Below are 11986 nucleotides of genomic sequence, written 5' to 3'. Positions count from 1 at the left end.
CCGTCAGGAATCGAACGGCATCAGGTCGCTGGCTTCGTCTTCCAGCTGCTCTGTGGCGAAATTCTCGCGGGTCATCACGAAGCCTCCGGAATAATGCGAAAACGACCATTCGCCCGTAATCTCGGTCCCCGCATCATCGATGCGACCCGAATACTGGACGATGTTGCGGGTCCAGGACGCGCCGTCATAGCGCTTCGTGAAGTGCACGGTCGCCCCGCTCCGCGTCCCGGTGACGTCCGCGCGCAGGATATCGGTGATCCCCTCAGCGTCGGGTTCGGTGATGGTGCCGGCGAAAGCGCCGCCCTGTTCGCTGAGCAGGGCGATGAACCGGTTCGGCCGAACCCATCGGTTCGTCGAGCTGTAGCTACCGTACCACACGCCCGATACGTCGCGGTCGTTGGGCATCAGCTGCTGTGATCGGCAACGATATGCCAACCCGCCGCCTCGCGGCGGAACAGCACGGTGGTCATGCCGGACTGTGCCCATTCGCCGCTCCCGAGCCGCCAGCGCGCAATGACCTGGACGTGATCGGCCCCGATCGGCCTGAAATCGACATATTCGAAACTAAGCGGCGGGATCGCGGCGCGGTTCGCCGACGGGCCGAACACTGCGGCGTAATCGGCGACGTATTTCTTGCGGATCGCCGCCTTGCCGCGCACGACGCCGGTGCTGCCGGTAAAGCTGGTCGAGGGGTCGTCTGAATAGACCCCGAGAAAGGCGTCGAGATCGCCGGCGTTCCAGCCCCTGGCCGATTGCGTCATCGCCGCCTCGATCGCGGCGCGCGGTTCGTCGCCTTGCGCAGCGGCCGGAACCGCCAGCGCCAGCAGGACGATTGCACTCAACCATCGAATCATGTCGTCATCCCCTCGATCAGCGCGAGCAGCCCGTTTGCATCGAGCGGTTCGGCGCACAGGAACCCCTGATAATATTGGCAGCCCTCTTTGGCGAGCAGATCGAGCTGCTCGGCCGTCTCGACCCCCTCGGCCACGACGGCCAGTCCGAGCGAGCGCGCCATGTCGATGACCCCGCGCACGACTACCCGGTCCCGCGGGGTCCCGGCGATATCCTGCGACAATTTCTTGTCGATCTTGAGATAGTCGAGCGGCAGCGCCTTGAGATAGGCGAGGCTGGAATAGCCGGTGCCGAAATCGTCGATCGCCACGCGGCAGCCAGCGGCGCGAAGTTCCGACAGCAATGCCGCCGCGGAACCGAGATCGTCGATCAGCCCGCTTTCGGTGACTTCGATGGTCAGCCGGGCGCGCGGGAACCCGCTGCTGTCGATCCGGTCGAGCAGGATGTCGGCAAAGCCCGGACGCGCGACATCGTCGGCGGTAATGTTGATCGCCAGCCGCAAGCGCGACAATGCCGCCGGCCAGCGCGCAGCCGACCGCAGCGCCTGCGTCTGGAGGTGGTCCGACAAGGCGACATCCATCCCGCCGCGCTGTGCGGTGGCGAGCAGGGTTTCGGCACCGAGCTCGCCCAGCGAGGGGTGATTCCATCGCGCCAGCGCTTCCACCCCGACGATCGCGCCGCTGGTAACCGCGACCTGCGGCTGGAAGCGGATGGCGATCTCGTCGCGATCGAGTGCTCCGCGTAGATCGAGCGCCAGGCCGTCCAGCGGATGATCCCCCGACGGCGTCTGCCCGCCGGCGCGCTCGGCCAGCTGTTCACCGACCCGGCGCAGCAGGTCCGATGCGGTATCGCCTGCCCGGCTCGACAGGACCATCACGCGCACTCCGAGCGGCGCGATCGCATCGCCGGCGACGAACGGACGCGCCAGTGCGGTCTCGATGCGTCCGGCAGCGAGCCGCAGCCGATCGGGTTGCGTCGCGGTCGCGACCACGAATTCGCTGCCCCCCAGCCGCGCGACGATGCCGTCGCGCCCCAGAAGTTCGCGTGCGATGTCGCCGATCCGCCGCGATGCCGCCCGCAGCGCCGCGTCGCCCGCCGATCTGCCATGTTCGGTGTTGATGCGATCGAGCCGCGAGAGCCCGACCAGCGCCAGCGTGACCTGCCCATCGCCGAGATGATCGCCGATCCAGCGCCGCGCTCCGATCTCGTCGCGAATGCCGCCGAACGCGTCGCGCAGCGCTGCGCCGGCATCGGGCACGCTGCCGATCGGCTCGATCAAGGCGTGCACCCTCCCCGTGCGCGTGTCGCGCTGGACATGCTCGACCACGCGTCCCAGCCCGTGGATGTCGTGGGCGAATGCAGTCGTAGCAAGCCCGTCGCCCAGTCGGCGTAGCGCCGCCACCCCGGCGATGCGATCGATCGGGTTCAGGCGGCGCAACGCAGCGCGCGGAGCGGTCGACTCCGGCAAATCGACGATCGTCGCCAGTCCCGGCGTCAGCTGCAGCGACCTGCGTTTGGGGTCATAGCGCCAGCCCAGTGGCTCGGCGCTCGAAAGCGGCGCCCGACGCCAGTCGCTGCCGCCGCGTTCGGCCTGGCGGGCGGCAAAGCGGATCGCCTGGAGCAGCACCGCGTCGCGCATCGGGCTGACCAGGAACTGCGTCGCCCCCGCATCGTACAACGCGCTTAACCGATGCTGATCGCTGCTCGACACCAGCACGAGGATCGCGCCGCCGGCCGGCTGGCCGACTTCAGCCAGCGCGGCAGTCGCGGCAAGCCCGTCGTCGAACGCGCCGCGGGCGTCGACCACCGCGACCGGCGATCCGCTCGCCAGCCATCGCCGGGGCGCTCCCTCCGCTCGCCGCGCCGCGACGACATGCCACCCCGCCCCGGCGGCGAGCGCCGCCAGTTCGTCACGCTGCCGAAACGACAGGATGAACAGTGGGGCGGCATGCTCGGCGATCGGTTCGGCGCGGTTCAAGGACCCCCCAAGCGGTCGTGGTTCGGAATGATCGAGCGTAGCGTGCGGCGAGTCCGCCGCCAATCGTGACTTGTACCCCTAGCGCGCAAGCCTTAGCTGATCGTTATGCTGTCCAGCGCTTCTTCGGCCCCTGCTGCTGGCCTGATCGACGGCCACGGCCGTGCGATCACCTATCTGCGCATCTCCGTCACCGACCGCTGCGACCTGCGTTGCCGCTATTGCATGGCCGAGAAGATGACGTTTCTGCCGCGCAGCGCGCTGATGTCGCTCGAAGAGATCGCACTGATCGCCGAGCGGTTCATTGCGCGCGGGATCACCAAGATCCGGCTGTCCGGGGGCGAGCCGCTGGTGCGCCGCGATGTCGTCGACCTGGTCCGGCGGCTCGGGCGGCATGTCAGTACGCATCCGGCCGGACTCGACGAACTGACCATGACGACCAACGCGACCCGGCTGAACGAGTTTGCGGGGCCGCTGGCGGATGCAGGCATTCGCCGCATCAACGTCAGCCTCGATACGCTCGATCCCGACCGTTTCCGCTTCATCACCCGCACCGGCGATCTTGGCCGGGTACTGGCCGGGATAGAAGCGGCGCGCGCGGCGGGCATTGCCGTCAAGATCAACATGGTCGCGCTCAAGGGGCTCAACGACGACGCCTTCCCGGCGATGCTGGCGTGGTGCGGCGAACGCGGGCTCGACCTGACGCTGATCGAGACCATGCCGATGGGCGATATCGATGAAGACCGCACCGATCGCTTCGTACCGCTCGGCGCTGTGTTCGACACCTTGGCAGATCAGTTCACGCTGACCCGGGATGCGCATCGCAGCGGAGGTCCGGCGCGCTATTGGAACGTCGGCGAGTATGGCACGCGATTGGGGCTGATCTCGCCGCTCACCGGCAATTTCTGCGATAGCTGCAATCGCGTGCGGTTGACGACCGAGGGACATCTCTATTCCTGCCTGGGCCATGACGATCGCGTCGATCTCAAGGCCGCGATCCGCAGCGGCGGGCTCGGTGCCGTCGATGCGGCGATCGACGCCGCGCTGCTCGCCAAACCGGCGCGGCACGATTTCGATATCGCCGCTAGCGCTCCCGCCGTCGGGCGCCACATGAGCGTAACCGGCGGGTGATGCGGGTTGCGGTGGCATCCTGGCCTATCCCATTCGTGAGCGACCGTGGCTGATCCACCGCCGCGTCGCGCGCTCCTCGCCTCGCCAACTCCAGCGGCGCAGGCGGCCTACGCCGACCTGTCGCAGGCGCATGACTGGGTGCCGCTTAGCGAAGCCGATCAGGTCGTCGCGCTCGGCGGCGACGGCTTCATGCTGCAGGTGCTGCACACCATGGTCGAGCGGCGCCGCATCCTCCCCGTGTTCGGAATGAACCTCGGCACCGTCGGCTTTTTGATGAACGACTGGCGGCTCGACGGGCTCGGGGCGCGGCTGTCACGGGCGAAGCGCTTCACGGTCAGCCCGATCGAGATGACGGCGACGACGATCGACGGTGAGACCCGTGTGCTGCCAGCGATCAACGAGGTGTCGCTGCTGCGCGAGACTCGCCAGACCGCCAAGCTGCAGGTCGCGGTCAATGATCGCGTCGTCCTCGAAGAGCTTGTATGCGACGGCATCCTCGTTGCGACGCCCGCTGGGTCGACCGCGTATAATCTTTCGGCCAACGGCCCGATCCTCCCGCTCGGCTCGGCGCTGTTGACGCTGACGCCGATCAGCCCGTTCCGCCCGAGGCGCTGGCGCGGCGCGATCCTTCCGGAAAAGTCGCGGATCGTCATCACCATGCTCGAAGCCGACAAGCGCCCGGTGAGCGCCGTCGCCGACCAGCGCGAAGTGCGCGACGTGACGCGCGTCGAGGTAGCGATCGACCGCACGCGCGACCTGTCGCTGCTGTTCGATCCCGAACATGCGCTCGATGACCGGATCACCATGGAACAGTTCGTCGCCTGATCCGAAAATCCGCTAAACGGCGCTTGCCATCGCCGAAAACCCGCTGCTATACGCGCGCCCTCGACATGTTCCCTGATAGCTCAGCGGTAGAGCTCTCGACTGTTAATCGAGCGGCCGTAGGTTCGAATCCTACTCAGGGAGCCATTTTCCAGCATCGCCGGTTTACCCTCGCGGGGTTCGCTTTCTCGGGCGTTCGTGCGATAGCGAGCGCATGACCAGTATCACGATCGATCGCGGCACCGATGCCGCCGCGCGGCTGTTTTCCGGCCTCGAACCTCGCCCCTCCGACCCGCTGCTGGGACTGATGACCGCGTTCCGCGCCGATCCGCGCGACGCCAAGCTCGACCTGGGCGTCGGCGTCTACAAGGACGAACACGGAAAGACGCCGGTGATGCGCGCGATCAAGGCCGCCGAAACGCGCCTGCTCGCCGATCAGGACAGCAAGCGCTATCTGGGCGGCGACGGCGACATCCGCTTCGTCGAACTGCTCGAGCCGATCGTGTTTGGCGACGCGTTGGGCGATCCTGCCCGCCGTATCGGTATCCAGACGCCCGGCGGCACCGGCGCTTTGCGGCTGGGCGCGGAACTGATCGCGCGCGCGCGGCCAAACGCCACGGTTTGGACCGGCGATCCGACCTGGCCCAATCATACGCCGATCTTGCGTGCCGCCGGCCTGACCGTCGCGTCGCACCCTTTTTACGATCCCCGCGCGCGGACGATCCGGTTCGACGAGATGATGCTGGCACTGGGCAAGGCCGCGCCTGGCGACGTCGTGCTGCTGCACGGCTGCTGCCACAACCCGACCGGCGCCGATCTGTCGATCGAGCAGTGGGACGCGGTCATCGAGCGTATCGCAGAGCGTGATCTCGTCGCGTTCATCGACCTTGCCTATCAGGGGCTGGGCGACGGGCTAGATGCCGACGCTGCCGGACTGCGCAAGGCGTGGTCTGCGTTGCCCGAAGTGCTTCTCGCCTATTCCTGCGACAAGAATTTCGGCGTCTACCGCGAGCGCACCGGCGCGATGTGGGGACGCTTCGCCGATGCCGATACCGCTGCGATCGCGCGGGGCAATATCCTCGCGCTCGCGCGCACCTTGTGGTCGATGCCGCCCGATCATGGCGCTGCCGCGGTACGCATCGTGCTGGACGATCCCGAGCTCGCCGCGGACTGGCGCACCGAGCTCAGCGCGATGTGCGAGCGGTTGGGCGGGCTGCGCCAGGCGCTGGCCTCCGCCGATCCGCGGCTCGCCTATCTGGCTGAGCAGCGCGGCATGTTCGCGCTGCTACCGGTCGACAAGACGGGAGTTCACGCGATGCGCGATGCGCATGGCATCTACATGACCGACGGCGGGCGCATCAACGTCGCCGGACTCGGCATCGACGACGTTGCGCCGTTCGTCGATGCGCTGCGGCCGCACCTTGCGCCGTGACGCCATGACCGATCCTCACGTTCACATCATCGGTGGCGGTCTCGCCGGGTCCGAGGCGGCGTGGCAGATCGCCGAAGCGGGCCTTCGCGTGCGCCTGTCGGAGATGCGCGGATCGGGTAGCATGACGCCTGCGCACCAGAGCGACCGGCTGGCCGAGCTGGTGTGCTCGAACAGCTTTCGATCGGACGACGCCGAGCGCAACGCGGTCGGACTGCTCCATTCCGAAATGCGCCAGCTGGGCTCGATCATCATGGCCGAGGGCGACCGCGCGCAGGTCCCCGCCGGATCGGCGCTGGCGGTCGATCGTGACGGCTTTGCCGACGGCGTGACGGCGCGTCTCGCGGCGCATCCCAATATCGAGATCGTGCGCGAACGCGTCGATCGCCTGCCCGAGCGCGGCGTGACCATCGTCGCGACCGGTCCGCTGACCGCCGAAGCGCTTGCGCAAAGCATCGGCGCGACGACGGGGTCGGACAGCCTCGCCTTCTTCGATGCGATCGCGCCGATCGTGCATTTCGATTCGATCGACATGGACGTGGCATGGTTCCAGTCGCGCTGGGACAAGGCGGGGCCGGGCGGAAACGGCAAGGATTACATCAACTGCCCGCTCGACAAGGATCAGTATCTGGCATTCCACCAAGCGATGCTCGATGGCGACAAGGCCGAATTTCGCGAGTGGGAGGACGTGCCCTATTTCGACGGATGCATGCCGATCGAGGTGATGGCCGAGCGCGGGGTCGATACGCCGCGCTTCGGCCCGATGAAGGGAGTCGGGCTGGACGATCCGCGCACCGGCCGCTGGCCCTATGCCTGCGTCCAGCTGCGCCAGGACAACGCCTCGGGGACGTTGTGGAACATGGTCGGGTTCCAGACCAAGCTCAAGCATGCCGAGCAGGTTCGCATCTTTCGCACCATTCCCGGCCTTGAACATGCCGAATTCGCGCGGCTCGGCGGACTGCACCGCAATACCTTCATCCGCTCGCCCGAACTGCTCGACCGCAGCCTGCGGCTCAAGGCGCGGCCGCATCTGCGCTTTGCCGGACAGATCACCGGCTGCGAAGGCTATGTCGAAAGCGCCGCGATCGGGCTTCTCGCCGGGCGGTTCGCGGCAGCCGAGATCGCCAGTCGGGACATGCCGCCGCCGCCGCGCGAGACCGCGCTCGGCGCGCTGCTCGCGCACATCACCGGCGACGCCGAGGTCGAGACCTACCAGCCGATGAACGTCAATTTCGGGCTGTTCCCGCCGATCGTGTCGGAGGGGAAGAAGACCAAGAAGGCCGATCGCAAGCTGCTATACACCGCCCGCGCCCGCGATGCCTTCGCGGCGTGGAGGTCCCAGCAGGCAGACCTCGCGGTCGCTGCCGAATAACGCTGGCGTCAGTCGTCGTCGTCGCCCGCTGGAGGACAGTTGACGCGTGACGGCGTCTTGCGCTGCACTTTCGTGGTGGCGAATTCCGCCCGGGTGAGAATGCCGCTGTTGTCGGCGTCGGCCTTGGCGAACTTGTCGCTGGTCCGGATCGCCCATTCCTCGAACGACAGCCGGCCATCGCCGTTGCTGTCGAGCTTGGCATATGCCTTGCGCCGCGTTGCCAGCATCTCATCACGCGTGATCCGCGAATCGCGGTCCTTGTCGTAGCGGTCGAAGCGCTTTTCCTCGCGCGTCCGCGCCGATGCCTCGGGCACGCGCTCGGGCAAGTCGTCGCGGGCTTCCGAAACCGCGATGGCCTCGGCCGGCGGAGGCGGAGGCAGAACCGGGTCCTCGGCACTTGCCGATCCGAACAGCAATATTCCCGCAGCCATCAACGCCAGTGCCGATCCCACCCCTGCCAGGAAGCGCCACATCCCTCATCCCCCGTTGCGACCGCGTCGAGACTAATGTCTCGATCCCCGTATGCAACGCCTCACCGGCCGGTCAGCGCGTGCCAGGCCATCCGCGCGACGCGTCGCGGCGATCCGGGTGCTGACGGCGTTGCCGCCGAGGCATCGATGCGCGCAAGGTGCGCCAAGGCGCCCAAAGTCCGGCCACCCCGCCCCCACCGCTGGCAGGTGGCGACGTCGAGCAGCGGACGCGCCAGCGCAAAGGCGGCGTCGCGCTGGTGCGGTTCGCGCACATGCGCGGCAAGGTCGGCCAGCGCCCAGCCCTGCCCCGCTGCCTCGACGCCGTCGCCCGCATATCCGGAGCAGGCCGCGACTGCCGCGAACAGCCCGCCTCCCCGCAACCGGGCATGCGCCAGCATCGCGGCTTCTCCCAGCGCCGGATCCTCGAACAGCGCTTCCCACCCCTCGACCTGCCGGGCAAGCGCTTCCCCCGTCACCCCACGTTCGACGACATGTTCCGCCAGGTCGCGCAGGACCGGCACCGACGGCGGCGAAGTTCGGTCGAGCGCAGAGAGTTCGGCATGCCACCAGGTGAACCGCATCTGCGCGATCATCGGCTCGGCGGCGGTCCGCAACACGCCAGACAGCGCGTCGTCGAGCGCGAACAGTGCGCGCACAGCGGGCCGGGCCGAGGCCGGAGCGTAGGTCAGCGCAAGGCTGCGTTCGGCATCGCCGAGACCTTCCGCTTTCATAGTGCATTTCCTGAATACCCATTAACCATATACGTTCAAATGATTTTACCAAGAAGCGCAGTATCCGGATCGCAGGGAATAGTATGACGACCGGGATACGACAGAGAAATGGGGTTTACATCCTTTCTTAGGACGCTTCGCGAAGATCGTCGCGCGTCGACGCTCGCCATGATGGCGGCGGGGCTCATCCCCGCCATCGCGGGTCTTGGCGCTGCGATCGACACCGGCCGCATGTATGTGGTGAAGTCACAACTGCAAACCGGTGTCGACGCCGCGGCGCTTGCCGGCGCACGCGCCTTCGCGGTCACGGACGGCAGCAGCAGTTCCCGAACGGCTCAAGTCAACGCATATTTCTACGGCAACTTCCCCGATGATCCCGCCTATATGGGCGTTACCGATCTCGTTCTCACCCCGACATTCGAAGTCAGAGGGGGCATCAACCTCACGACGGTTCGGGCCGAAGCAACATTACCGATGTCGTTTATGCGGGCATTCGGTTTTGACGACACTGTTATCAAAGCGGTCGCAAAAGCGGAACTTCAGCCGCGGCCGCTAGAGGCGATGGTCGTTCTTGACGACACCGGTTCGATGAAGGCCAATCTCAGTGGCGGTCGCACCCGAATGACTGCGCTGAAGGAGGCGGCATCCGATTTCGTCAATATCCTGCATCAGGGCGCAGACAGCAGACGCGATCTCGCCATCGGCTTCATCGGCTATGACGTCACGGTCAATGTGGGTGGGTTGCTTCCTGCAAGCGCAGTTGCTCCCGTGGAGGGTTTCAACAGTTTCTCGCAAGCGGCAGCCTGGGGCATCACCGTGCCCAACTATGCCAGCGGAAATTTTCTGGCCTGGAAGGGCTGCGTCATGGCAGATCAGACAGTACGTGACGTCAACGCGACGCGTACTACCTCAGAGCCTGGTGCGTGGGACCTCGTTCGCTCGCTGCCTGGCGAAGGTTCCCATCCGCGTGTTCAGCCATATTTTGTCCCACCTATGTACGTCCCTAAAGCGACGACAGGCAATGCCGATCCCACAAGCAACTATTACAACATAGCTAATGTCGAGCCAGACAATAATCTTTATCGCCTCGACCGATCCGCCTTTGGTACTACAGGCGCCGATTATTTGGTTCGTACCGAACTTTATAGACAGTACCTTTACGATTATTATATCGGGTTGAACAATGGCGCAGCCACGGCGACCGACGATGTGATTCGCCGGATTGACGGCAGCTACTACACGCCATCTGCTGCCAATCGTGCTGCGAACGATTGGGTCGTGAACTGGCAACGGATCCCACATTATTATGACGCGACACATTGGCTCGACCCCGCCAGCGCGCGGGTCAACGCGAATGGCGGCATCACCGATAACGGCAATCAGAACACGACACCGATGCCCTCGCCAAACTGGCAATGCCCGGAGCCGGCGATGCCAGTGGCCTACGGTCGTCAACGAAGCGCATACCTCAACCATATCGCCAACGACCACGGCGCAATCTACCCTGCCAACGGCACAATCCATCATGCCGGTTTGCTCTGGGGATATCGCCTGCTGGTGCGCGACGATGTGTTCACGCGAAGCAATCCTACGAACGAAGCACCGCGCCGCGCAATCGTTTTCATGACCGACGGCGTCAATGAAATCGGCGAAAGCCAGAATGGCTTTCTCGACCGCACCTTCACTTGGTACGGACGTTGGTCGGATAGCCGGATCGCTGCCAACCAGTCCAACACCGAAACGCAAATGCTGCGGCGCTTTGAAAAAGTTTGCGCCAACATCCAGCGTGAAGCCAATCCGCCTGAAGTGTACATTATTGCGCTGGTCGCCAACAGCACGGCGATCAGCAACGCTTTCAACGCATGTGCGCCTGGTCGGGTGTACCGCACCAGTAGTACCGACGAGCTTCGTCGCGCATTTCAGGACGTCGCAGCCGAACTAGTCGATCTGCACTTGGTGCAATGATGCTTGGTTCTCCATTCATGACCGATCGCCGCGGCGTTACCACCGTGGAGTTCGCAATCCTGATCCCCGCGTTGTTCACCCTTCTGTGCGGAACGATCGAGCTTGCCCATCTTGTGTTCGCTCGAACGGTGCTGGATGGGGCGGTCGTCGATGCAGCGCGGTCGGCCACTGCCAGCTTGGAAACCAGCGAGGGCGACCGTGCTGACCTAATGCGCGAGAGCATTCGAAAAACGATGCGCCCGTTTCCGCTCCAGCCAGGCAGCGAGATCGCGATCGAGACTGCGGTGTATCGCGACTTTGGCAGCGTGACCGCCGAATATTTCGACGATGCCAACAGTAACGGCACGTACGATCTGGGCGAATCATTCACCGATCGGAATGCTAACGGCCAGTGGGACCCCTCAACCCCAATTGCCGGCGAGCTCGGTGGTCCGGGTGATGTCGTGAGCTATACTGCAGTGTATCCGAAGCGGATTCTGTTCGGCTTCTTGGTAGACTTCATGGGTATGCAGGAAACATTCAACGTCCGATCGACGACGGTCGTACGAAATGAATCCGTTGTGCGCCGGGCTACACCGTGATGACCAGATTGTTGCGCGGCATTACCGCACTGCTTGGCTCCGTTCGCGGCACCGCATTTCTCGAGTTCGGTCTCTCGCTGCCGTTGTTTCTGGGATTTGTCCTTACCGGACTGGAAACTGCGAATTACGTGCTTGCGAACAATCGGGTACAGCGATTGTCGGCGATGGTCGCCGATCTGGTTGCACAAAGCGGCGCGGGCAGCGTCGGTGCGACCGAACGTCAGATCTACGACCTCTTCGAAGCGATCGATCTGACAGCAAAGCCATTCGACCTCCGTCGCGACGGGCGCATTTACATCACCGCAGTACGCGGTACCGACGCCAATAACGACAGGGTCGTCGAAAATCGTATCCTGTGGCAACGGGTCGATGGTCAGTATGTTGCGGCGGCAGCAGTTCTGGGCTGCGCCCAAAATACGGTGTTCGCTACGCTACCGGAAAATCGTCTGCTGTCTCTCGACGAGATTCTGTTCCACGCGCAAGTGACTTACGAATATGAGCCGATTTTTAGTCGAGTGCCATTCGAATGGCTTGATCTGCCCACTGCCTTTACCCGCGTTGCGATGTTTCGTGCTCGCAGCACCAGCTTTCAGTCACCTAGCTCCGTCAACGGATTTCCGCCCAAGCGAAACTGCAACACAGCTGATGGCCTGTAATG

At 64.9% G+C, this 11986-nt stretch carries 12 protein-coding genes and 1 tRNA gene; 8 read left to right on the top strand and 5 right to left on the bottom strand.

Going from position 1 to position 11986, the window contains the following annotated elements; all coding sequences use genetic code 11:
• Nucleotides 1-3 precede the first annotated feature (3 nt).
• From FHY50_RS03120 to FHY50_RS03110, 3 genes are read right to left on the bottom strand one after another with little or no spacing between them, the layout of a single operon-like run.
• Nucleotides 4-405 carry a hypothetical protein gene (locus tag FHY50_RS03120; protein ID WP_140046918.1) on the bottom strand — a complete coding sequence of 134 codons (402 nt, stop codon included), beginning with the start codon at nt 403-405 and terminating at the stop codon, nt 4-6.
• The gene (locus FHY50_RS03115; protein ID WP_140046917.1) at nt 405-854 is read right to left on the bottom strand and encodes a YybH family protein; all 450 of its coding nucleotides are present in this window, start codon (nt 852-854) and stop codon (nt 405-407) included. The genes FHY50_RS03120 and FHY50_RS03115 overlap by 1 nt, the downstream gene beginning before the upstream one ends.
• The gene (locus tag FHY50_RS03110) at nt 851-2830 is read right to left on the bottom strand and encodes a putative bifunctional diguanylate cyclase/phosphodiesterase (protein ID WP_243846700.1); all 1980 of its coding nucleotides are present in this window, start codon (nt 2828-2830) and stop codon (nt 851-853) included. Before FHY50_RS03110 ends, FHY50_RS03115 begins: the two co-directional genes overlap by 4 nt.
• Before the next feature lie 105 nt (nt 2831-2935).
• On the opposite strand from FHY50_RS03110, the gene moaA reads away from it, so the two are divergent.
• The 5 genes from moaA to trmFO all read left to right on the top strand — a co-directional run bounded on the left by moaA (nt 2936) and on the right by trmFO (nt 7581).
• Nucleotides 2936-3958 (top strand): GTP 3',8-cyclase MoaA, encoded by a 1023-nt coding sequence (moaA, locus tag FHY50_RS03105; protein WP_140046916.1) that lies wholly within the window; start codon nt 2936-2938, stop codon nt 3956-3958.
• Nucleotides 3959-4003: 45 nt separating this feature from the next.
• Entirely contained in the window at nt 4004-4783 is a 780-nt protein-coding gene (locus FHY50_RS03100; protein WP_140046915.1) for an NAD kinase, read from the top strand.
• 69 nt (nt 4784-4852) lie between these two features.
• Nucleotides 4853-4927, top strand: a tRNA-Asn gene (locus FHY50_RS03095).
• A 67-nt stretch (nt 4928-4994) separates the two neighbouring features.
• Nucleotides 4995-6212 carry an amino acid aminotransferase gene (locus FHY50_RS03090; RefSeq protein ID WP_140046914.1) on the top strand — a complete coding sequence of 406 codons (1218 nt, stop codon included), beginning with the start codon at nt 4995-4997 and terminating at the stop codon, nt 6210-6212.
• Nucleotides 6213-6216: 4 nt separating this feature from the next.
• The gene (gene trmFO / locus FHY50_RS03085; protein WP_140046913.1) at nt 6217-7581 is read left to right on the top strand and encodes a methylenetetrahydrofolate--tRNA-(uracil(54)-C(5))-methyltransferase (FADH(2)-oxidizing) TrmFO; all 1365 of its coding nucleotides are present in this window, start codon (nt 6217-6219) and stop codon (nt 7579-7581) included.
• Nucleotides 7582-7589: 8 nt separating this feature from the next.
• On the opposite strand, the gene FHY50_RS03080 is transcribed toward trmFO, so the two are convergent.
• Both FHY50_RS03080 and FHY50_RS03075 read right to left on the bottom strand, forming a co-directional pair.
• Nucleotides 7590-8054, bottom strand: coding sequence for an EF-hand domain-containing protein (locus FHY50_RS03080; RefSeq protein ID WP_140046912.1), 465 nt, complete (start codon nt 8052-8054; stop codon nt 7590-7592).
• A gap of 59 nt (nt 8055-8113) precedes the next feature.
• The gene (locus FHY50_RS03075; protein ID WP_140046911.1) at nt 8114-8782 is read right to left on the bottom strand and encodes a squalene/phytoene synthase family protein; all 669 of its coding nucleotides are present in this window, start codon (nt 8780-8782) and stop codon (nt 8114-8116) included.
• A 108-nt stretch (nt 8783-8890) separates the two neighbouring features.
• Here FHY50_RS03075 and FHY50_RS03070 point away from each other — a divergent pair, with 108 nt between their 5' ends.
• From FHY50_RS03070 to FHY50_RS03060, 3 genes are read left to right on the top strand one after another with little or no spacing between them, the layout of a single operon-like run.
• Complete coding sequence (locus FHY50_RS03070; RefSeq protein ID WP_140046910.1) at nt 8891-10747, top strand: pilus assembly protein TadG-related protein; 1857 nt, start codon at nt 8891-8893, stop codon at nt 10745-10747.
• Between the two features lie 17 nt (nt 10748-10764).
• The gene (locus FHY50_RS03065) at nt 10765-11328 is read left to right on the top strand and encodes a TadE/TadG family type IV pilus assembly protein (RefSeq protein ID WP_243846698.1); all 564 of its coding nucleotides are present in this window, start codon (nt 10765-10767) and stop codon (nt 11326-11328) included.
• Entirely contained in the window at nt 11328-11984 is a 657-nt protein-coding gene (locus FHY50_RS03060; RefSeq protein ID WP_140046908.1) for a TadE/TadG family type IV pilus assembly protein, read from the top strand. The genes FHY50_RS03065 and FHY50_RS03060 overlap by 1 nt, the downstream gene beginning before the upstream one ends.
• The last annotated feature ends 2 nt before the right edge of the window (nt 11985-11986 follow it).

The organism is Sphingomonas japonica (genome assembly GCF_006346325.1).
In the GTDB taxonomy this organism is placed as follows: domain Bacteria; phylum Pseudomonadota; class Alphaproteobacteria; order Sphingomonadales; family Sphingomonadaceae; genus Sphingomonas; species Sphingomonas japonica.
This window is presented reverse-complemented; position numbering and strand designations above follow the sequence as displayed.

What these genes read in the sequence shown, in the direction of transcription:
- FHY50_RS03080 (WP_140046912.1), bottom strand. Translation starts at nt 8,054, where the DNA reads ATGTGGCGCTTCCTGGCAGGGGTGGGATCGGCACTGGCGTTGATGGCT.
- FHY50_RS03060 (WP_140046908.1), top strand. Translation starts at nt 11,328, where the DNA reads ATGACCAGATTGTTGCGCGGCATTACCGCACTGCTTGGCTCCGTTCGC.
- FHY50_RS03120 (WP_140046918.1), bottom strand. Translation starts at nt 405, where the DNA reads ATGCCCAACGACCGCGACGTATCGGGCGTGTGGTACGGTAGCTACAGC.
- FHY50_RS03075 (WP_140046911.1), bottom strand. Translation starts at nt 8,782, where the DNA reads ATGAAAGCGGAAGGTCTCGGCGATGCCGAACGCAGCCTTGCGCTGACC.
- moaA (WP_140046916.1), top strand. Translation starts at nt 2,936, where the DNA reads ATGCTGTCCAGCGCTTCTTCGGCCCCTGCTGCTGGCCTGATCGACGGC.
- trmFO (WP_140046913.1), top strand. Translation starts at nt 6,217, where the DNA reads ATGACCGATCCTCACGTTCACATCATCGGTGGCGGTCTCGCCGGGTCC.
- FHY50_RS03090 (WP_140046914.1), top strand. Translation starts at nt 4,995, where the DNA reads ATGACCAGTATCACGATCGATCGCGGCACCGATGCCGCCGCGCGGCTG.
- FHY50_RS03065 (WP_243846698.1), top strand. Translation starts at nt 10,765, where the DNA reads ATGACCGATCGCCGCGGCGTTACCACCGTGGAGTTCGCAATCCTGATC.
- FHY50_RS03070 (WP_140046910.1), top strand. Translation starts at nt 8,891, where the DNA reads ATGGGGTTTACATCCTTTCTTAGGACGCTTCGCGAAGATCGTCGCGCG.
- FHY50_RS03115 (WP_140046917.1), bottom strand. Translation starts at nt 854, where the DNA reads ATGATTCGATGGTTGAGTGCAATCGTCCTGCTGGCGCTGGCGGTTCCG.